Genomic DNA, 19,903 nt, shown 5'->3' on the forward strand with positions numbered 1-19,903 from the left:
CCATGTTATTCCATTCCTCTCTACGCAAGGAGCTGTCCCGCAGCTTCGGTGCCACGCTGGTGGTGCTGGTCACCATCGTGATGACGATGATGCTGATCCGCACGCTCGGCCTCGCATCGAAGGGCAGCGTCAATCCATCCGACGTGATGCTCGTCATGGCTTACACGGTGCTGGGCTACATGCCCACCATCCTGAGCCTGAGCCTGTTCATCTCCATCGTCGGCACGCTGTCGCGCATGTACCGGGACAGCGAGATGGTCATCTGGTTCGCCAGCGGCCGCGGTCTCGTCGACTTCGTGCAGCCGCTGTTCCGCTTCGCCTGGCCCGTGCTGATCCTGATCGCGGTGCTATCGCTGGTCGGCTGGCCCTGGGCGAATTCGCAGACCCAGGGCATGCGCGACCAGTATGAGCGCCGCAGCGACCTGGAGCGCATCGCGCCCGGCGAGTTCCGGGAGTCCTCCAGCCGCAACCGGGTCTTCTTCATCGACAAGGACACGCCGGACGCGTCCACCGCGACCAACGTGTTCATTTCGTCGATCGAGCGCAATCTGCAGATCATCACGTCCGCACGCAGCGGCCGGCTCGAGACCATCGACGATGCGCGCTACCTGATGTTGAGCAACGGCCAGCGGCTGGAAAGACCGCTCGATCCGAATACCGGCATGAAGATCAGTGAGTTCGACACCTATGGCGCCAAGATCGGTAGCGACGCCTCGGGAACGATGAGCGACGCGCCACTGCGGGCGCGCCCCACGTTGCGGCTCATCGCCGAGCCGACGGCGCCCAATCAGGGAGAGCTCGGCTGGCGCGTCGGCATGCTGTTCGCAGGCATCAACTTCGTGCTGCTGGCACTGACGCTTTCGAGCGTCAATCCGCGCGTAGGGCGAAGCGGCAACCTGCTGTTCGCGCTGTTCGCCTTCCTCATCTACTACAACATGCTGAATCTCGGCCAGAGCTGGATCGGTTCCGGTCGCTTCAGCATGGGCGGCTATCTCGTCGCACTGCATGGCGGCGTCTTCGTCTTCGCCATCGGCTGGCTGACCAAACGCAACAACAACTGGATTCGCCGCGGACGCCGCGCCGCCGAGCCTTCCGCCACCACCCTGCCCCACGCGTGAAAACCATCCGTCGCCTGATCTACAGCGAAGTGCTGAAGGCCGTCGCCTTCGTCACGCTCGGGTTCCTGAGCCTCTTCTTCTTCTTCGACTTCGTCGACGAGCTGGGCGACATCGGCAAGCCGAGTTCGCCGGGCTATGGGGCGGCGCAGGCGCTGGCTTACGTGGCGCTTCTGGTGCCGAGCCATCTCTATGAGCTGATGCCGATCGCGGTGCTGATCGGCACCATCTTCGTGATGGCCCGGCTCGCGCAGAGTTCCGAATACACGATTCTGCGCACCAGCGGGCTCGGGCCGTGGCGCGCACTGGGCTCACTCCTGGTGCTGGGCGCGGGCTTCGTGGTCCTGACCTTCATGGTCGGCGATTACGTCGCCCCCATCGCGGACCGGGGTGCCCAACTCCTCAAGGCTCGCTTCCAGGGCGACGTGTTCGCCACCACCGGCGCGACAGGCGCCTGGCTCAAGGAAAAGCGCGGCGACATGTCCTATGCCGTCAACGTCAACGCCCTGAACCGCGACGGCACGCTGCGCTCACCGCGCATCTTCGAATTCGACGCGCAGGGCTTCGTCGCAAGCCAGACCACCGCCACCTATGCCGTCGCCGTCGACGGCGCCTGGGTCCTCCATGACGCGCAGCGGCAGCACTACGACACCCGGGCGGCCGGCGACAAGGCACGCGTGACCACGACCTCGGTGCCGGAGCTGCGCTGGTCCACCTCGCTCACCAATGAAATGGTGTCGGTCGCGCTGCTCAAGCCAGACCGCATGCGCACGCTGGATCTGTTCGAGTACATCCGCCACCTGGACGCGAACGGCCAGACAGCGCAGCGCTATGAAATCCAGTTCTGGCGGAAGGTGTTCTACCCCTTGTCCTGCCTCGTCATGGTGGTGCTCGCCCTGCCTTTCGCCTACCTTCATTTCCGGCAGTCGGGCATCACCAGCTACGTGTTCGGCGGCGTGCTGATCGGCATCAGCTTCTTTCTGCTCAACAACGTGTTCGGCTACATCGGCAACCTGAGCAGCTGGGTGCCCTGGATCACCGCCGCGGCGCCGGGGTTGATCTACTCGGTGGTGTCGCTGGCCGCGTTCGGCTGGCTGGTCTTGCGACGTTAGCGGGTCTGACGGCATGACCCGAGGCATCCTGCTCTTCGCACACGGCTCGCGCGATGCACGCTGGCGCGAACCGATCGAAGCCGTGGCGCGCCGCATCCAGGCACAGGACGCGACCATCCACGTCGCCTGCGCCTATCTCGAACTGGTCGCACCCGACCTGCCAACCGCCGCACAAACGATCATTGCCCTCGGCGCACGTCGCATCCGCGTGGTGCCGTTGTTCCTGGGCATGGGCAAGCACGTGCGCGAAGACCTTCCGCAGCTGCTGGCGGATTTGCGCCACGCGAATCCGCTCGTCGACTTCTCGCTCGGAACCGCTGTGGGAGAAGAACCCGAAGTCATCGACCTGCTCGCCCGCATTGCGCTCAAAGACTGAAATCGGGTGATTTTGCGATTTCGATAGACATCGAATGCATAATGAAGGTCGTTATGAGACGGAATTCGTTATGAATCTTCATCAATTCAAGTTCGTTCAAGAAGCGGTGCGGCGCAACCTGAACCTGACCGAGGCGGCCAAAGCGCTCCACACCTCGCAGCCGGGCGTGTCGAAAGCGATCATCGAACTCGAGGAAGAGCTGGGCGTCGAGATCTTCGCGCGCCACGGCAAGCGGCTGAAACGCGTGACCGAGCCGGGCCAGCACGTGATCGCCAGCATCGAGCTGATCATGCGCGAGGTCGGCAACCTGAAACGCATCGGCGAGCAGTTCAGCGCCCAGGACAGCGGCACGCTGTCGATCGCCACCACCCACACGCAGGCGCGCTACGTGCTGCCGGTGCCGGTCGCCAAGCTGCGCGAGGCCTATCCGAAGGTCAACGTGAGCCTGCATCAGGGTTCGCCGGACCAGGTCGCGCGGATGGTGATCGATGAAATCGCCGAAATCGGCATCGCGACCGAGTCGCTGGCCGACTATCCGGAGCTCGTCACGCTGCCCTGCTACGAATGGCAGCACGTGCTGGTGCTCCCGAAGGAACATCCGCTGGCCAACAAGGAGCGCGTGTCGCTCGAAGAGCTGGCGAACGAGCCGATCATCACGTACCACCCGTCCTTCACCGGCCGTACGCGCATCGACCATGCTTTCGCCAACAAGAAGCTGACCCCGCGCATCGCGCTCGAAGCGATCGACTCCGACGTGATCAAGACGTACGTGCGCCTCGGGCTGGGTGTGGGCATCGTGGCCGAGATGGCGGTGCGCGACGACACCAATGCCGATCTGGTCGTGAAGCCGATGGGCCACATCTTCGGCCACAACATCGCGCGCGTGGCCTTCAAGCGCAGCGCCTACCTGCGCAACTTCGTCTTCAAGTTCGCCGAGTTGCTGAGCGACCGGCTCGATCGCAACCTCATCGCCAAGGCCCTGAGCGGCCATCAGCAGGATTACGAGCTGTAGGCCACCGAGCCGCAGCGACAGCCCTTCCGAAACCACGACCACCATGAGCACCGCCACCTCATCCCCTCGCACGCCCGACATCGTCACCAAGCTGCCCGCCGTCGGAACGACCATCTTCACCGTGATGTCGGCCCTGGCCGCCGAGAAGAATGCCGTGAACCTCGGCCAAGGCTTCCCGGACTTCCATTGCGACCCGAAGCTGCTCGACGCCGTCACGGTCGCGATGGCCGCTGGCCACAACCAGTACCCGCCGATGCCCGGCGTCCCGGCGCTGCGCGATGCGGTCGCGGCAAAGATCAACGCGTTGTACGGCCACAGCTACAGCGCCGCGTCGGAGATCACCATCACGGCCGGCGCGACGCAGGCGATCATCACCGCGATCCTCGCGGTGGTCCGTGCGGGCGATGAAGTGATCGTGCTCGAGCCCTGCTACGACAGCTACGTGCCGAACATCGAACTCGCAGGCGGCACCGTCGTGCGCGTGCCGCTCACGCCCGGCACCTTCCGGCCCGACTTCGACAAGATCGCCGCCGCGCTGACGCCGCGCACCCGCGCCATCATCGTCAACAGTCCGCACAACCCGAGCGCCACGGTCTGGACCGAAGCGGAAATGCGCACGCTGGAAGAACTCCTCGCCCCGACCGAGGTGCTCGTGATCAGCGACGAGGTCTACGAACACATGGTGTTCGACGGACAGCGTCATGAAAGCGCAGCGCGTTTTCCGGGCCTGGCGGCACGCAGCTTCATCGTGAGCAGCTTCGGCAAGACCTACCACGTGACCGGCTGGAAGGTCGCTTACGTTGCGGCGCCCGCAGCGCTCACGGCGGAGTTCCGCAAGGTTCATCAGTTCAATGTGTTCACCGTGAACACGCCGATGCAGCACGCGCTCGCCAGCTACATGGCCGACCCGGCGCCGTACCTCGATCTGCCGGCGTTCTACCAGCGCAAGCGCGATCTGTTCGCCGCCGGTCTGGCGAAGACGCGCCTCAAGCTGCTGCCTTCGGCCGGCACGTACTTCCAGTGCGTCGACATCACCTCGGTCAGCGACCTGGGCGAGGCCGACTTCTGCCTCTGGCTCACCGAAGAGATCGGCGTGGCGGCGATTCCGCTGTCGGCGTTCTACGGTGATGGCTTCGACCAGCGCGTGGTGCGTTTCTGCTTCGCGAAGAAGGACGAAACGCTGCAGACCGCGCTCGACCGGCTGGCGAAGCTCTGACATCCGGCGTCGGTTTGGCCTGACCGACGCAGGCGCCGCCGTCCCCGCGACGGGAGCGCCAACAGCAGCGAGCATGAGTCTTCATCCAAGCCTTTAGGAGAAGTTCATGTCGTTGATTCTGCTGGTCATCCTGATTCTGTTGCTGATCGGCGTCTTGCCGACATGGGGCCACAGCCGAAGCTGGGGCTATGGCCCGAGCGGCGGTCTGGGTCTGGTCCTGGTGATCGTGATCGTGCTGCTGGTCATGGGTCGCATATGACGCTGATCGCAGCCTGAGAAACGAAAAAGCCCGCTTCGGCGGGCTTTTTCACGTCCATCGGTTTTCCGGCTCGCCCTCGCCTGCGTCAGGCCTGCAACTGAGCCCAGGCCTTGTCGAGCCGCTTCACGCTCACGGGCTGCGGCGTGCGCAGCTCCTGTGCGAAGAAGCTCACGCGCAGCTCTTCCAGCAGCCAGCGGAACTCGAGCATGCGGTCGTCCACCACGCCCTTGCGTTCGGCCACCAGGCGCCAGTAACGCTGGTCCTGCGGGCGCAATTCGGCCAGCTTCGCGGCGTCCCGCGCCGGGTCGGCGCGCAGCTTGTCCAGCCGTGCCGTGATCGCCTTCAAATACCGCGAGAAGTGCTGCAGCTGCGTCCACGGCGCATCGGCGATGAAGCGCTTGCCGATCAGTCGCTGCAGCTGCTGCGCCGCATCGGCCGTCGCGTCGGGCTGAATCTTCGTGTCCTTGATCTTCCGCGCGGCCACCGCATAGTCCGTGAGGATCGCGGCGGCCAGACGAGCCACCTCGTTGGCGATCAGCGTGAGCCGGCCACGGCCCTCGTCCACGCGGCGCTTGAAGGCGAATTCATCGGCCGGCAGCGGTTCCTGGAGGAAGGCGCGGTCGAGCGCCACGTCGACGATCTGCGCGCGCAGTTCCTCCGACGTGCCCAGCGGCATGTAGGCCACAGCCATCTTCTGCAGATCGGGGATGTTCTTTTCGAGGTACTTCAGTGCGTCCTTGAGCTGCAGCGCGAACAGGCGGCGCAGCCCTGCGCGGTGCTTGGCCGCCGCAACCGCAGGCTCGTCGAAAACCTCGATCGTCACCGCGTCGCCCTGGTCGATGAGCGCCGGAAAGCCGATCAAGGATTGCGCGCCACGGCGCACTTCCATCAACTCGGGAAGCTCGCCGAAGGTCCATGCGGTGTAGCGCTGGCCTGCCGGCAAGGATGGCGTCGCGGGCTCGGCCACGGCAGCGGCCTGGCGACCCACGGCACCGGGTACGGCGGCCGCCTGCTTGTCGCCGGCCGGCGCTGAAGCCTTGAGATTCAGCCCCGCCAGCGCCTGGAACGCACCCCGCGCCTGCGAGCCGAGTTCCGCCTTGAGCGCCCCCAGATTGCGGCCGGTGCCCAGCTGACGCCCGTGTTCGTCGACCACCCGCAGGTTCATGAACAGATGCGGCGGCAGCATGTCGAGCTTGAAGTCGGCGCGTTTCACGTCGATGCTGGTCTGGTCGCGTACGCGCTTGAGCAGCACGTCGGTCAGCGAGCCCGTACCGAAGACTTCGGGCTCGGCCAGCTCCTCAGCGAGCCTGGACGCAGATTCGGGCAAGGGCACCAGCCGCGAGCGCGGCCGCTGCGGCAGGCTCTTGAGCAAGGCCTGGATCTTGTCCTTGAGCATGCCCTGCACGAGCCATTCGCAGCGCTCCTCGTTGACCTGGTTGAGCACGAACAGCGGCACCGTGACGGTCAGGCCGTCGCGCGGGTCGCCGGGCTCGTGCAGGTAGGTCGCGGCGCAATCCACACCGCCCAGCCGCACGGTGGCCGGAAAGGACTGGGTGGTGATGCCCGCGGCCTGATGCCGCATCAGCTCGTCGCGCGACAGGAAGAGCAGCCGCGGCTGCCCGCGCGACGTTTCCTTGTACCAGTGCTCGAACGACGCGCCGCTGGCCACATCGGCCGGCAGTTGTGCGTCGTAGAACGCATAGATCAGCTCGTCGTCGACCAGCACGTCCTGCCGGCGCGACTTGTGCTCGAGCCCTTCGACTTCCTTGATCAGCTTGCGGTTGGCCGCCAGGAACGGGAGCTTGCTTTCCCACTGGTTGCCGACCAGCGCTTCGCGGATGAAGATCTCGCGCGCCGCGACCGGGTCGACCCGCGTGAAGTCGACACGCCGGCCGCTGTAGACGACCAGGCCATAAAGCGTTGCACGCTCCAGCGCCGTGACCTGCGCACCCTTCTTTTCCCAATGCGGATCGAGCAGTTGCTTCTTCAGCAGATGGCCGCCAAGGTCCTCGAGCCACTGCGGCTCGATGTTGGCGATGCCGCGGCCGAACAGGCGCGTGGTCTCGACCAGTTCCGCCGCCACGATCCACCGGCCCGGCTTCTTCTTCAGATGGGCGCCCGGATGCGGAAAGAACTTGATGCCGCGCGCGCCCAGGTATTCCGAGTTGCGCCCGCCACCCGGCGAACCGCCCTGCCCCGGCCCGGTCGACGGGTCTTCCATCTTCCAGCCGATGTTGCCCAACAGCCCGGCCAGCATCGACAGGTGCAAGGGCTCGTAACCCGCAGGCTCGCTGTTGATGCGCCACTTGTGCTCGTTGACGACCGTGAGCAACTGCGAATGGATGTCGCGCCACTCGCGCACGCGGCGCATGTTGATGAAGTTCTGGCGAAGCAACTGCTCGTGCTGCCGATTCGTGAGCTTGTGCGTGTTGTCGTGTCCGCCGCGCGAGTCCTGCACCCATTTCCACAGCCGAAGATAGCCGGTGAATTCGCTCTTCTCGTCATCGAACTTCGCGTGCGCCTGGTCCGCCTGTTGCTGCAGGTCCATCGGCCGGTCGCGCACGTCCTGCACGCTCAATGCGCTGGCGATCACCAGCACTTCGTCCAGCGCACCACGCGCGCGCGCCTCCAGGATCATCCGGCCGACGCGCGGGTCCAGCGGCAGGCGCGCGAGTTCGGCGCCGGTGGCCGTCAGCTCGTTGTTGTCGTCCACCGCGCCCAGCTCGTTCAGCAACTGGTAGCCGTCGGCGATCGCGCGACGCTGCGGCGGCTCCAGAAACGGGAACTGCTCGACGTCGCCCAGGCGCAGCGACTTCATCCGCAGGATCACGCCGGCCAGCGACGAGCGCAGGATTTCAGGATCGGTGAAGCGCGGACGCCCCTGAAAGTCCTTTTCGTCGTAGAGCCGGATGCAGATACCGTTGGCCACGCGGCCGCAACGGCCGGCGCGCTGGTTGGCCGCCGCCTGGCTGATCGGCTCCACCAGCAATTGCTCGACCTTGCTGCGGAACGAATAGCGCTTGACGCGCGCCGTGCCGGTGTCGATCACGTAGCGCGTGCCGGGCACCGTCAGCGAAGTCTCCGCCACGTTGGTGGCCAACACCACGCGCCGGCCGGTGTGGCCTTCGAAGATGCGGTCCTGCTCGGCCGGCGACAGCCGCGCGAACAGCGGCAGCACCTCGGCGTTGCGGTAGATCGGCTGTTGCGACAGATGCTTGCGCAGATGGTCCGCCGCCTCGCGGATCTCGCGCTCGCCCGGCAGGAAGACCAGGATGTCGCCCGCGTTGTGCGGATCGCGCCAGAGCTCGTCGACACCGTCGGCGATCGCGTCGTTCAGGTCGTAATCGCGTGATTCTTCGAACGGCCGGTAGCGCTGTTCCACCGGGAAGGTGCGGCCCGAAACATAGATGATCGGCGCGGGTCCGTTGCGCGACGCGAAATGCGTGGCGAAGCGGTCGGCATCGATCGTCGCGGACGTCACGATGACCTTCAGGTCGGGGCGGCGCGGCAGGATCTCGCGCAGGTAGCCCAGCAGGAAATCGATGTTCAGCGAGCGCTCGTGGGCCTCGTCGATGATGATCGTGTCGTAGGCCTTGAGCAGCGGATCGGTCTGCGTCTCGGCCAGCAGGATGCCGTCGGTCATCAGCTTGACCGAGGCGTCGCGGCTCAGCCGGTCCTGGAAGCGGACCTTGTAGCCGACCACGTCGCCCAATGGCGTCTTCAGCTCCTCCGCGATGCGCTTGGCGACCGAGCTTGCCGCGATCCGCCGCGGCTGCGTGTGGCCGATCAGCCGGCCCTTGCCCGGCGGCGCGTTGAGCTTGCCGCGGCCGAGCTGCAGCGCAATCTTGGGGAGCTGCGTGGTCTTGCCGGAGCCGGTTTCGCCGCAGACGATCACCACCTGATTCGCTTCGATGGCGGCGGCGATCTCGTCGCGCCGCGCAGAGACGGGCAGCGACTCGGGGAATTCGATGGTCAATGGCGGGCGGACTGGCGCGGCCGGAGCCGGGGTCGCGCGAACCGGCGACGTGGAGGGGGGAGAGGCACTCATGAACCTGTCGATTATCCCAGCCGTCCCGGACGCAGCCCGCAGCGAGGGGCATCGACGGGCGCGGACGCCGCCGGCGACGGCGGGACGTGGCAGGATCCATCGACGGCCTGACACGGTTTTCGTCGAGAATCCTGCGTTTCCGGCATGGCGCCGGTCCTATTCAAACGCCTCCCACGCCCGCATGTCCGCCGTCTTCAACTTCACCTTCGTCCCCTGGTTCCGCTCGGTCGCACCCTACATCCACACGCACCGTGGCAAGACCTTCGTGGTCGGCCTGGCGGGTGAGGCGATCGCGGCGGGCAAGCTGCAGAACATCGCGCAGGACCTGGCGCTCATCCAGTCGATGGGCGTGAAAGTGGTGCTGGTGCATGGCTTCCGCCCACAGGTGAACGAGCAACTTCGCGCCAAGGGCCATGAGGCGAAATACTCGCACGGCATGCGGATCACCGACGCGGTGGCGCTCGACTCGGCGCAGGAGGCGGCGGGCCAGCTGCGCTACGAAATCGAGGCCGCCTTCAGCCAGGGCCTGCCGAACACGCCGATGGCTGGCTCGACGGTGCGCATGATCTCCGGCAACTTCATCACGGCGCGGCCGGTGGGCGTGATCGACGGCGTCGACTTCAAGCATTCGGGCCTGGTGCGCAAGGTGGACGCCGCCGGCATCCGGCAGACGCTGGACTTCGGCGCCATGGTGCTGATGTCGCCCTTCGGCTTCTCGCCGACCGGCGAGGCTTTCAATCTGACGATGGAAGAAGTCGCCACCAGCGTGGCGATCTCGATCCAGGCCGACAAGCTGATCTTCCTGACCGAGACGCCGGGCATCCGCATCGACAGCGAACTGCCGGAGAGCGAAGACAACCCGATCGACACCGAACTGCCGCTCGATGCCGCCAAGAAGCTGCTCGCCACCCTGCCTCCGGCGCAGCGGCCGACCGACACCGCTTTCTATCTGCAGCATTGCGTGAAGGCCTGCGAGGCCGGCGTGGAGCGCAACCACATCCTGCCCTTCGCGGTCGATGGCGCGTTGCTGCTCGAGGTCTACGTGCACGACGGCATCGGCACGATGGTGATCGACGAGAAGCTCGAATCGCTGCGCGAGGCGACGGCCGACGACATCGGCGGCATCCTGCAACTGATCGAGCCCTTCGAGCGCGACGGCACGCTGGTCAAGCGCGACCGCACCGAGATCGAGCGCGACGTCGATCACTACACGGTGATCGAGCACGACGGCGTGATCTTCGGCTGTGCGGCGCTCTATCCGTACCCTGAAGCGCGCACGGCCGAGATGGCCGCGCTGACCGTGTCGCCGCATTCCCAGTCCCAGGGCGACGGCGAGCGCATGCTCAAGCGCATCGAGCAGCGCGCCCGCGCCATGGGGCTGCAGAGCATCTTCGTGCTGACGACGCGCACCATGCACTGGTTCATCAAGCGCGGCTTCGTCCCGGTCGACCCGGACTGGCTGCCCGACGCACGCAAGAAGAAATACAACTGGGACCGCAAGAGCCAGGTGCTGGTCAAGAAGCTGAGCTGATCCACGCGCTGCAAGGCGCCGGCGCACCGGCCGGCGGCGCATCGGCCTGTCTCACGGATAATCCTGCGCCATGAATCCCCTGCTCGCCCGTCTGCAGCCCTATCCTTTCGAACGGCTGCGGCAACTCTTCGCGGGCGTCACGCCCAGCACCGACCACCGCCCGATCAGCCTGGGCATCGGCGAACCCAAGCATCCGACGCCGCCCTTCATCAAGGAAGCGCTGAGCGCCGGACTCGGTGCCCTCGCGGCCTACCCGGCCACGGCGGGCGAACCCAAGCTGCGCGCCGCCTTCACCGGCTGGCTGCAGACGCGCTACGGCCTGGCGCTCGATCCGGCCACGCAGGTGTTGCCGGTCAACGGCTCGCGCGAGGCGCTGTTCGCGCTGGCACAGACGCTGATCGACCCCAGCGTGAATCCGGCGCCGATCGTGGTGTCGCCCAATCCGTTCTATCAAATCTACGAAGGTGCGGCACTGCTGGCCGGTGCCGACGTGTACTACGCGCCGAGCGTGGCGTCGCGCAATTTCGCGGTCGACTGGGACAGCGTGCCGGAAGATGTCTGGGCGCGCACGCAGTTGGTGTTCGTCTGCTCGCCCGGCAACCCGACGGGGGCCGTCATGCCGCTCGACGAATGGCAGAAGCTGTTCGCGCTGTCGGACCGCCACGGCTTCGTGATCGCGTCCGACGAGTGCTACAGCGAGATCTATTTCCGCGAAGAGCCGCCGCTCAGCGGACTCGAAGCTGCAGCCAGGCTCGGCCGAAGCGACTTCCGCAACCTGATCTCGCTGACCTCGCTGTCCAAGCGCAGCAACGTGCCGGGCCTGCGCAGCGGCTTCGTGGCCGGCGATGCCCGCATCATCAAGAACTTCCTGCTGTACCGCACCTACCACGGCAGTGCGATGAGCGGCGCGGTGGCGGCCGCCAGCATCGCGGCCTGGGGCGACGAGCAGCACGTGGCGGACAACCGCGCCCAGTACCGTGCCAAGTTCGCCGCCGTGACGCCGTTGCTCGAGGAAGTGCTCGACGTCCGTCTGCCGGACGCCAGTTTCTACCTCTGGGCCGGCATCCCCGAAGCCTGGCAGGGCGATGACCCCGCCTTCGCCCGCGCGCTCTACGCTCAATACAATGTGACGGTGTTGCCGGGCAGTTATCTGGCCCGCGACGCGCAGGGCGGCAACCCCGGCCGCGGCCGCATCCGCATGGCCCTCGTTGCCGAAACGGACGAATGCCTCGAAGCCGCTCAGCGCATCGTGCAGTTCGTCCGGCAAGGCCGCTGAGCCCGCCCTGTCCGCTCCTGCTTCAGCCCCCTTTTCATCCAGAGACCGCTCCAATGACCCAACAACTCCAGCAGATCATCGACGCCGCGTGGGAAGACCGCGCCAGCATTTCGCCCGCCAAGGCACCAGCCGAAGTGCGCGACGCCGTCGATCACGTGATCACCGAACTCAACAGCGGCAAGCTGCGCGTCGCCACCCGCGAGTCGGTCGGCCAGTGGACCGTGCACCAGTGGATCAAGAAGGCCGTTCTGCTGTCGTTCCGACTGAAGGACAACGAGCAGATCCAGGCCGGCGCGCTGGGCTTCTACGACAAGGTGCCGACCAAGTTCTCGCACCTGTCGGCCGATGAGCTCAAGGAATCCGGCGTGCGCATCGTGCCGCCGGCCGTCGCACGCCGCGGCAGCTACATCGCCAAGGGCGCGATCCTGATGCCTTCGTACGTGAACATCGGCGCCTACGTGGGCGAAGGCACGATGGTCGACACCTGGGCCACCGTCGGTTCCTGCGCGCAGATCGGCGCCAACGTCCACCTGTCGGGCGGCGTCGGCATCGGCGGGGTGCTCGAGCCGCTGCAGGCCGGCCCGACCATCATCGAGGACAACTGCTTCATCGGCGCCCGCTCCGAAGTGGTCGAGGGCGTGGTGATCGAAGAGAACTCGGTGCTGTCGATGGGCGTGTTCATCGGCCAGAGCACGCCGATCTACGACCGCGCGACCGACACCGTCAGCTACGGCCGCGTGCCTGCCGGCTCGGTGGTCGTGGCCGGCAACCTGCCCAAGCCGGGCGGCAAGTACAGCACCTACGCAGCCATCATCATGAAGAAGGTCGACGCCAAGACCCGCTCGACCACCAGCCTGAACGACCTGCTGCGCGACTGACCGGAGCGCGCAGATGGGCACGATGGAACGCATCCTTCGCCTGATGGCGGAGCGTGATGCGTCCGACATCTACCTGTCTGCGAATTCGCCCGTGCTGATCCGCATCGACGGCGATTGCCGGCAAGTCAATGCGCAGGTACTGCCGGCCGACGCGCCGCTCGCGCTGCTCGCCGAGGTGGTCGACGCCAGCCGTATCGCCGAGCTGCAGGACACGGGCGAACTCAACATGGCAATCCGTCTGGACGACGCCGGCAACTTCCGCATCAGCGCGATGCGCCAGCGCGGCAGCTATGCCGTGGTGGTGCGCCATATCGCGCCGACCATTCCGCCCTTCGACACGCTCGGCCTGCCCGACGTGCTGAAGACGCTGATCATGGAAAAACGCGGACTGATCCTGATGGTCGGCGGCGCTGGCGCCGGCAAGAGCACCACGCTCGCCTCGATGCTGGACCACCGCAACGCCCATGCGAGCGGGCACATCCTCACGATCGAGGAGCCGATCGAGTTCACCTTCACCAACCGGAAGTCGGTGGTGAACCAGCGCGACGTGGGCAGCGACACGGCGTCGCTCGAGGTCGCCCTGAAGAACGCGCTGCGCCAGGCCCCTGACGTGATCCACATCGGCGAGATCCGCGACCGCGACACCATGAGCGCCGCCATCGCCTATGCGCAATCCGGCCATCTGTGCGTGGCCACGCTGCACGCCAGCAACAGCCATCGCGCGCTCAACCGCATCCTCGGCTTCTATCCGGTCGAGGTGCGCCACACGCTGCTGAGCGACCTGGGCGGCGCACTGCGCGCAGTCGTCGCGCAACGGCTTCTGCGCACGCCGCGCGGCGGTCGCGTACCGGCACTCGAGATCCTGCTGAACACCGCAGGCATTGCCGAGCTGATGGAAAAAGGCGATTTCGCCGCCATCAAGGACGCGATGGAACAGTCGATGGCCGAGGGCTCGCAGACCTTCGAGGAAGCGATCGCCCGACTCGTCGTCGACGAGCGGATCACGCGCGACGAGGGCCTGGCGCAGGCCGACTCGCCCACCAACCTTCTCTGGCGCCTGCAGAACCGCGACGCCAAGGTGACCACCGAAGAGCGCAGCGTGTTTGCGCCGATCGAGGCGCCGACCTTCACCGACATCACGCTCGACGTGCATTTCTAGGCTTTTCCATGTCCCGCACCCTGCTGCTTGCCGAACAACTGATGTCGCGCCCCTCCGTGACGCCCGACGATGCGGGCTGCCAGGCGCTGCTCGGCGAACGCCTGGCACCGCTCGGCTTCACGCTCGAAACCATCGAAAGCGGACCGGCCGATTTCCGCGTGACCAACCTCTGGGCCGTGCGCCCGGGCCGCCCCGGTGGCAAGACCATCGCCTTTGCCGGCCACACCGACGTCGTCCCGACCGGCCCGGTCGAGCAATGGACCAGCCATCCGTTCGTGCCGACCCATCGCGATGGCCGCCTCTATGGCCGTGGCGCCTGCGACATGAAGACCTCGCTGGCCGCCTTCGTCGTCGCCATCGAGGAATTCCTCGCGGTGCACTCCGATCCGGCGCTCACGCTCGCGCTGCTGCTGACCAGCGACGAAGAAGGCCCGGGCGTGGACGGCACCGTGATCGTCTGCAACACGCTGGCCGCGCGCAACGAGACCATCGACTACTGCATCGTCGGCGAGCCGACATCGGTCGAGCGCTGCGGCGACATGATCAAGAACGGCCGTCGCGGCACCATGAGCGGCAAGCTCACGGTGAAGGGCGTGCAGGGCCACATCGCCTACCCGCATCTGGCCAGGAATCCGGTGCATGCCTTCGCGCCGGCGCTGGCCGAACTGGTCGCCATCAATGCCGCCGGCGGCTGGGACGCGGGCAATGCCTTCTTCCAGCCGACCAGTTGGCAGATCAGCAACTTCCATTCGGGCACCGGCGCGAGCAACGTGATCCCGGGCTCGGCGACGATCGACTTCAACTTCCGTTTCTCGACCGAATCGACGCCCGCGGCGCTGCAGCAGCGCGTGCAGACGGTGCTCGACGCGCACGGACTCGACTACACCCTGGCCTGGACCATCGGCGGCCTGCCCTTTCTCACGCAGCCGGCCGAGCTGGTCGAAGCGGTGCAGCAGGCGATCCGCGCGGAAACCGGCATCGACACCGAGCTGTCGACCAGCGGCGGCACCAGCGACGCGCGCTTCATAGCGAAGATCTGCAAGCAGGTGATCGAGCTCGGCCCGGTGAACGCGAGCATCCACAAGATCGACGAGCACATCGCGGTGGCGGACATCGAGCCGCTGAAGAACATCTACCGGCGCACGCTCGAAGGACTGGAAGCGGGGTTGTCATCATGAAAAGCACAGTCATCGAACTGATCGAAGCCAGCGCAAGCCGGCTGGCGGACGCCGGCGTCGCCTTCGGCCATGGCACCGGCAACGCCTTCGACGAAGCCGCCTGGCTCGTGCTCTGGCAGTTGCGGCTGCCGATCGACGATATCGATGCCGCCGCCGACCGGCCGGTGTCGCCGGCCGACGTGGCGCGGGTCGCGGCGTTGATCGACACCCGCATCGAGACCCGCAAGCCTGCCGCCTACCTCACCAAGGAGGCCTGGCTGCAGGGCGTGTCCTTCTATGTCGACGAGCGCGCGATCGTGCCGCGCAGCTTCATCGCCGAACTGCTGGCCGACGGCAGCATCGATCACTGGCTCGGCGAGCACACACGCCAGGTGCTCGACCTGTGCACCGGCAACGGCAGCCTCGCCGTCCTGGCGGCCATGACCTACCCGGACGTGCAGGTCACCGCGGCCGACATCTCGACCGAAGCGCTCGAAGTGGCGGCCATCAACGTGGCGCGCCATCAGCTCGACGCGCGCATCACGCTGGTCGAATCGGACGGCCTGTCGGCTTTGCCGGGCCCCTGGGACCTGATCCTGTGCAATCCGCCGTACGTCAACGCCGGAAGCATGGCGGCGCTGCCGGCCGAATACCTGGCGGAGCCCACACTGGCGCTCGCCGGCGGAACCGACGGCATGGACTTCGTGCGCAACCTGCTGCGCGCCGCGCCGGCCGTGATGAGCGAAACCGCGGTGCTGGTCCTGGAGATCGGCAACGAGCGCGACCACTTCGAGACGGCCTTCCCGACGCTCGAAGCGATCTGGCTCGAAACCTCGGCCGGCGAGGACCAGGTCCTGCTGCTGACCCGTGACGTCCTGACGCGTGCCGACCCCGCATCACCGGCCTTCACGCCTTGAATCCATGACGCCGACGATGCCCCCGCCGTGCGTGCTTCTGGACGTGGCGCTGCCGCGCACGCTCGACCAGTGGATCGATGCGCTGACCACGCGCCCGCCGGCACCTGGCAGCACGGTCGAAGGCTGGCTGTACGAAAGTGTCGGGGCACGCCGGGCAGCCGAGCAACGGCTTGCCAGCGCAGGCATCAAGGCCCATCTGCGCAGCGCCTACAAGCCGCTGGTGCACCATTTCCTGGAAGACGTCGAGCTGCGGGGCTTGCGCCGCGTCGCGGTGCGCTATCCGGTGCATCCGACGGCGCCGGCACGGCGCTTCGCGCTGGAGGCTTATCCGCTCGCCGACATGCTGGCCGGCATCGAGTTCGACCTCGTGCCGATGCCGTCCGCCGAGACGCAGCCGCACTACGAGATCGACCTCGAATGGGAAGACGGCGGTCGACGCCATGACACCGTCTTCGCGCCGAACCGTGTCCATGCCGATGCGCTGGGCGAAACGCTGCTGTCGCCGACCGCGTGGCTGCGCGTGCGGCAAGGCACGACTGTCGAGTCCGACGGCCCGCACGAGTCGGAGCACGAGGCATTGTTCCGCCTCGCGATCGATGCCGTTCTGGCGCATGACTGGTCTGCCAGCGAGCCGTATTTCGAACGGCTGGACCTGCGCGCCGACTTGCCCGGCATCGCCTTTGCGCCACCCGAAGAATCCGGCTGGATCAACAGCCATGAGGCGCTGCACGAAGACCTTTACTTCACGTTGATGGAGTTGTTTCAGCGCCGAAGCGGCCGGCCGGCCGGCGACCGCCGCCTGCAGCCGGGCCAGATCGTGCCGGACGTGCGACAGAGCGACGGCGCGGTGCGGCTGCGTATTGCAACGCGGCCGTACCCGGCGGCGGACGAGCAGGTCCGAAGGGACTCGACGCTGGACGACCCGGCCGCGCTGACGGACACGACCGCGCCGCTCACGCCGACGCGCGTGGCTGCGGCCTTGGACCGCATCGCCAGCCGCCATGGTCGGCCGGGACTGCGCTTCGCCGCGACGAGCCGCCAGGGCCGGTCGGTGGACGGCGTCTACCACCAGGGCAGCGGCCCAGCGGTCCTGATCAGCGGTGGCCAGCACGCGAACGAGACTTCGGGCGTCGTCGGCGCGCTGCGCGCCGCGCAGGTGCTGGCCGATCGACCGGATGCGCACTTCGCGGTGATGCCGCTCGAGAACCCCGACGGCTACGCACTGCACCAGGAATTGTGCGTGCCTGCGCCGCGCCACATGCACCACGCCGCGCGCTACACGGCGCTGGGCGACGACGTCGAGTTCCGCGACGCAGCGCCGTTCTTCGAACGCGAGGCGCGCCAGGAGGCGCTCCGGCTGTCGGGCGCCGATCTGCACGTCAACCTGCATGGCTATCCCGCGCACGAGTGGACGCGCCCGATGAGCGGCTACATCCCACGTGGCTTTGCGTTATGGACCGTGCCGAAGGGCTTCTTCCTGATCGTTCGCCACCACGCCGGCTGGGGCGACCGCGCACGGCGGCTGGCCGAGCATGTCTGCCTCGAATTGGCAAGCTCGCAAGCCCTGATGGAGTTCAATCGAAAACAGCTCGCCGGCTACAATGTGCACGCCGGCGATCTGCCATTCGAAGTCATCCACGGCACGGCCTGCATGATCAGCGAAGTCGATCGTCAGGACACCGCAGCCCTGACGTTGATCACCGAGTTTCCCGACGAAACGATCTACGGCGCCCCCTTTGTCTTTGCGCACGACGCCCAGGCCGCCGCAGCATTGGCCGCAGTCGACGGCATGCGCCACCTTTCGCCGAATCCATGATCACCCTCAAGAACGTCATCCTGCGCCGCAGCGCCAAAGTCCTTCTGGACGGCGCCAGCGTCGTCATCAACCCGACCGAGCGCGTCGGCCTCGTGGGACGCAACGGCGCCGGCAAGTCGACGCTGTTCGCACTCTTCAACGGCACGCTGCACGAGGATGGCGGCGACTTCTCGAAGCCGAAGCAATGGCGCATGGCGCAGGTCGCGCAGAACATGCCCGAGACCGACGAGTCGGCCAGCGAGTTCGTGGTCGGCGGCGACACGCGGCTGACCGAGCTGCGCGAGGCACTCGCCCAGGTGGAAGCCCGCTACGAAGCCAATCCGGACGACGCGGACACCGGCATGGCGCTGGCCCACGCCTACACCGACCTCGCCGATGCGGGCGAGCACGATGCGCTGCCACGCGCGCAGGCACTGATCCTCGGCCTCGGCTTCAAGAGCCACGAGCTCGACCAGCCGGTCAACAGCTTCTCCGGCGGTTGGCGCATGCGTCTGCAGCTCGCTCGCGCGCTGATGTGCCCGAGCGACCTGCTGCTGCTCGACGAACCGACCAACCACTTGGACCTGGACGCCCTCGTTTGGCTCGAATCGTGGCTGCAGAAGTACGCCGGCACGATGATCGTGATCAGCCATGACCGCGAGTTCCTCGACGCAGTCACCACGGTCACGCTGCACATCGAGCACGCCAAGCTCCTGCGCTACGGCGGCAACTACAGCAAGTTCGAGGAAATGCGCGCGCTGCACATGGAGCAGCAGCAGGCCGCGTTCGGCAAGCAGCAGGAAAAGATCGCCCATCTGCAGAAGTTCATCGACCGCTTCAAGGCCAAGGCCAGCAAGGCCAAGCAGGCGCAGAGCCGGGTCAAGGCACTCGAACGCATGGAGAAGGTCGCGCCGCTGCTGGCGGAAGCCGATTTCACTTTCGAATTCAAGGAGCCGGGCAACATCCCGAATCCGATGCTGTCGATCAGCAATGCGAGCTTCGGCTACGCGGCCGAGGACGCGGAGCCGAAGACCATCCTGCGCGGCGTCAACCGCTCGGTGCTGGCCGGTCAGCGCATCGGCATCCTGGGCGCCAACGGCCAGGGCAAGTCGACGCTGGTGAAGACCATTGCGCGCGAAATGGGCGCGCTCGCGGGCGACGTGACCGAAGGCAAGGGCCTGAACATCGGCTACTTCGCGCAGCAGGAACTCGACGTGCTGCGCCCGCAGGACACGCCGCTCGAGCACATGGTGCGCATGGCGCGTGAACTCGGTGCGGCGGCCAAGGAGCCGACGGGTGAGCAGGCGCTGCGGGGCTTCCTCGGCAGCTTCAACTTCAACGGTGACATGGTGAAGCAGCCGGTCGGCACGATGAGCGGCGGCGAAAAAGCGCGGCTGGTGCTCGCCATGATGGTCTGGCAACGCCCCAACCTGCTGTTGCTGGACGAACCAACCAACCACCTGGACCTCGCCACGCGCGAGGCGCTGGCCGTCGCACTCAACGAATTCGAAGGCACGCTGATGCTGGTCAGCCACGACCGCGCCCTGCTGCGTTCGGTCTGCGACGAGTTCTGGCTCGTCGGCCGCGGCGTGGTCAAGGACTTCGACGGCGACCTCGACGACTACCAGCGCTACCTGCTCGACGAAGCCAAGCGGCTTCGCGAGGAAGCCAAGGAAGCGATCAAGAGTGCGGCGAGTACGGCAGTCGCTGCACCAGCGGTGACCACGCCGGCGCCGGCACCTGCGCCGTCGGCAGAGCCTTCCGCCCCGGCCGGTCGCGACCAGCGCAAGCAGGACGCGCAGAGCCGCCAGCAGCGCAGCGAGCAGCAAAAGCCGCTCAAGCGCGAGTTGGCGCAAGTCGATGAACGGCTCGCCGCCGCGGGCACCGAGAAGTCGCAACTCGAGACCCGCCTGACGCAGGCACTCGCCGCCGCAGAAATCGCCGAAGCCGGCAAGCGGCTGAAGCTCGTCAACGACGAGATCTCGCGACTCGAAGAGCGCTGGCTGACACTCTCCGGGCAACTCGAAACGTTGACGGCCTGAGCGCTAAGCC

At 66.6% G+C, this 19,903-nt stretch carries 15 protein-coding genes; 14 read left to right on the top strand and 1 reads right to left on the bottom strand.

Features of this window, described 5'->3' with window-relative positions:
- The first annotated feature begins 2 nt into the window (after positions 1 to 2).
- The 6 genes from lptF (at position 3) to AC07PZ_RS27890 (ending at position 5,090) form a co-directional block, all read left to right on the top strand.
- The gene (gene lptF / locus AC07PZ_RS27865; protein WP_495298415.1) at positions 3 to 1,118 is read left to right on the top strand and encodes an LPS export ABC transporter permease LptF; all 1,116 of its coding nucleotides are present in this window, start codon (positions 3 to 5) and stop codon (positions 1,116 to 1,118) included.
- Positions 1,115 to 2,227: an LPS export ABC transporter permease LptG gene (lptG, locus tag AC07PZ_RS27870; protein WP_495298416.1), complete on the top strand. Its 1,113-nt coding sequence runs from the start codon at positions 1,115 to 1,117 to the stop codon at positions 2,225 to 2,227. Before lptF ends, lptG begins: the two co-directional genes overlap by 4 nt.
- 13 nt (positions 2,228 to 2,240) lie before the next feature.
- Complete coding sequence (locus tag AC07PZ_RS27875) at positions 2,241 to 2,603, top strand: sirohydrochlorin chelatase (RefSeq protein ID WP_495298417.1); 363 nt, start codon at positions 2,241 to 2,243, stop codon at positions 2,601 to 2,603.
- A gap of 70 nt (positions 2,604 to 2,673) precedes the next feature.
- A complete protein-coding gene (locus AC07PZ_RS27880) occupies positions 2,674 to 3,615 on the top strand; it encodes a CysB family HTH-type transcriptional regulator (RefSeq protein ID WP_495298418.1) in 942 nt (313 codons plus the stop codon).
- A gap of 43 nt (positions 3,616 to 3,658) precedes the next feature.
- Positions 3,659 to 4,831 carry a pyridoxal phosphate-dependent aminotransferase gene (locus tag AC07PZ_RS27885; RefSeq protein WP_495298419.1) on the top strand — a complete coding sequence of 391 codons (1,173 nt, stop codon included), beginning with the start codon at positions 3,659 to 3,661 and terminating at the stop codon, positions 4,829 to 4,831.
- Between the two features lie 106 nt (positions 4,832 to 4,937).
- The gene (locus AC07PZ_RS27890; RefSeq protein WP_495298420.1) at positions 4,938 to 5,090 is read left to right on the top strand and encodes a DUF3309 family protein; all 153 of its coding nucleotides are present in this window, start codon (positions 4,938 to 4,940) and stop codon (positions 5,088 to 5,090) included.
- A gap of 85 nt (positions 5,091 to 5,175) precedes the next feature.
- On the opposite strand, the gene hrpA is transcribed toward AC07PZ_RS27890, so the two are convergent.
- Positions 5,176 to 9,138 (bottom strand): ATP-dependent RNA helicase HrpA, encoded by a 3,963-nt coding sequence (gene hrpA / locus AC07PZ_RS27895; protein ID WP_495298421.1) that lies wholly within the window; start codon positions 9,136 to 9,138, stop codon positions 5,176 to 5,178.
- Positions 9,139 to 9,319: 181 nt separating this feature from the next.
- Here hrpA and argA point away from each other — a divergent pair, with 181 nt between their 5' ends.
- The 8 genes from argA (at position 9,320) to abc-f (ending at position 19,893) form a co-directional block, all read left to right on the top strand.
- Positions 9,320 to 10,669, top strand: a complete 1,350-nt coding sequence (argA, locus tag AC07PZ_RS27900; RefSeq protein WP_495298422.1) for an amino-acid N-acetyltransferase — start codon at positions 9,320 to 9,322, stop codon at positions 10,667 to 10,669.
- 70 nt (positions 10,670 to 10,739) lie between these two features.
- The gene (gene dapC / locus AC07PZ_RS27905) at positions 10,740 to 11,945 is read left to right on the top strand and encodes a succinyldiaminopimelate transaminase (RefSeq protein ID WP_495298423.1); all 1,206 of its coding nucleotides are present in this window, start codon (positions 10,740 to 10,742) and stop codon (positions 11,943 to 11,945) included.
- A gap of 53 nt (positions 11,946 to 11,998) precedes the next feature.
- A complete protein-coding gene (gene dapD / locus AC07PZ_RS27910) occupies positions 11,999 to 12,823 on the top strand; it encodes a 2,3,4,5-tetrahydropyridine-2,6-dicarboxylate N-succinyltransferase (RefSeq protein WP_495298424.1) in 825 nt (274 codons plus the stop codon).
- Positions 12,824 to 12,836: 13 nt separating this feature from the next.
- Positions 12,837 to 13,982 (top strand): PilT/PilU family type 4a pilus ATPase, encoded by a 1,146-nt coding sequence (locus AC07PZ_RS27915; RefSeq protein ID WP_495298425.1) that lies wholly within the window; start codon positions 12,837 to 12,839, stop codon positions 13,980 to 13,982.
- 8 nt (positions 13,983 to 13,990) lie between these two features.
- Positions 13,991 to 15,160: a succinyl-diaminopimelate desuccinylase gene (gene dapE, locus AC07PZ_RS27920; protein ID WP_495298426.1), complete on the top strand. Its 1,170-nt coding sequence runs from the start codon at positions 13,991 to 13,993 to the stop codon at positions 15,158 to 15,160.
- The gene (gene prmB, locus AC07PZ_RS27925) at positions 15,157 to 16,056 is read left to right on the top strand and encodes a 50S ribosomal protein L3 N(5)-glutamine methyltransferase (protein WP_495298427.1); all 900 of its coding nucleotides are present in this window, start codon (positions 15,157 to 15,159) and stop codon (positions 16,054 to 16,056) included. Before dapE ends, prmB begins: the two co-directional genes overlap by 4 nt.
- A gap of 4 nt (positions 16,057 to 16,060) precedes the next feature.
- Positions 16,061 to 17,872, top strand: coding sequence for a M14 family zinc carboxypeptidase (locus tag AC07PZ_RS27930; RefSeq protein ID WP_495298428.1), 1,812 nt, complete (start codon positions 16,061 to 16,063; stop codon positions 17,870 to 17,872).
- Positions 17,869 to 19,893, top strand: a complete 2,025-nt coding sequence (abc-f, locus tag AC07PZ_RS27935) for a ribosomal protection-like ABC-F family protein (protein WP_495298429.1) — start codon at positions 17,869 to 17,871, stop codon at positions 19,891 to 19,893. Before AC07PZ_RS27930 ends, abc-f begins: the two co-directional genes overlap by 4 nt.
- The last annotated feature ends 10 nt before the right edge of the window (positions 19,894 to 19,903 follow it).

The organism is Variovorax sp. GW821-FHT10B04 (assembly GCF_059415645.1).

What these genes read in the sequence shown, in the direction of transcription:
- lptF (WP_495298415.1), top strand. Translation starts at nt 3, where the DNA reads ATGTTATTCCATTCCTCTCTACGCAAGGAGCTGTCCCGCAGCTTCGGT.
- AC07PZ_RS27875 (WP_495298417.1), top strand. Translation starts at nt 2,241, where the DNA reads ATGACCCGAGGCATCCTGCTCTTCGCACACGGCTCGCGCGATGCACGC.
- AC07PZ_RS27880 (WP_495298418.1), top strand. Translation starts at nt 2,674, where the DNA reads ATGAATCTTCATCAATTCAAGTTCGTTCAAGAAGCGGTGCGGCGCAAC.
- AC07PZ_RS27885 (WP_495298419.1), top strand. Translation starts at nt 3,659, where the DNA reads ATGAGCACCGCCACCTCATCCCCTCGCACGCCCGACATCGTCACCAAG.
- AC07PZ_RS27890 (WP_495298420.1), top strand. Translation starts at nt 4,938, where the DNA reads ATGTCGTTGATTCTGCTGGTCATCCTGATTCTGTTGCTGATCGGCGTC.
- hrpA (WP_495298421.1), bottom strand. Translation starts at nt 9,138, where the DNA reads ATGAGTGCCTCTCCCCCCTCCACGTCGCCGGTTCGCGCGACCCCGGCT.
- argA (WP_495298422.1), top strand. Translation starts at nt 9,320, where the DNA reads ATGTCCGCCGTCTTCAACTTCACCTTCGTCCCCTGGTTCCGCTCGGTC.
- dapC (WP_495298423.1), top strand. Translation starts at nt 10,740, where the DNA reads ATGAATCCCCTGCTCGCCCGTCTGCAGCCCTATCCTTTCGAACGGCTG.
- dapD (WP_495298424.1), top strand. Translation starts at nt 11,999, where the DNA reads ATGACCCAACAACTCCAGCAGATCATCGACGCCGCGTGGGAAGACCGC.
- AC07PZ_RS27915 (WP_495298425.1), top strand. Translation starts at nt 12,837, where the DNA reads ATGGGCACGATGGAACGCATCCTTCGCCTGATGGCGGAGCGTGATGCG.
- dapE (WP_495298426.1), top strand. Translation starts at nt 13,991, where the DNA reads ATGTCCCGCACCCTGCTGCTTGCCGAACAACTGATGTCGCGCCCCTCC.
- prmB (WP_495298427.1), top strand. Translation starts at nt 15,157, where the DNA reads ATGAAAAGCACAGTCATCGAACTGATCGAAGCCAGCGCAAGCCGGCTG.
- AC07PZ_RS27930 (WP_495298428.1), top strand. Translation starts at nt 16,061, where the DNA reads ATGACGCCGACGATGCCCCCGCCGTGCGTGCTTCTGGACGTGGCGCTG.
- abc-f (WP_495298429.1), top strand. Translation starts at nt 17,869, where the DNA reads ATGATCACCCTCAAGAACGTCATCCTGCGCCGCAGCGCCAAAGTCCTT.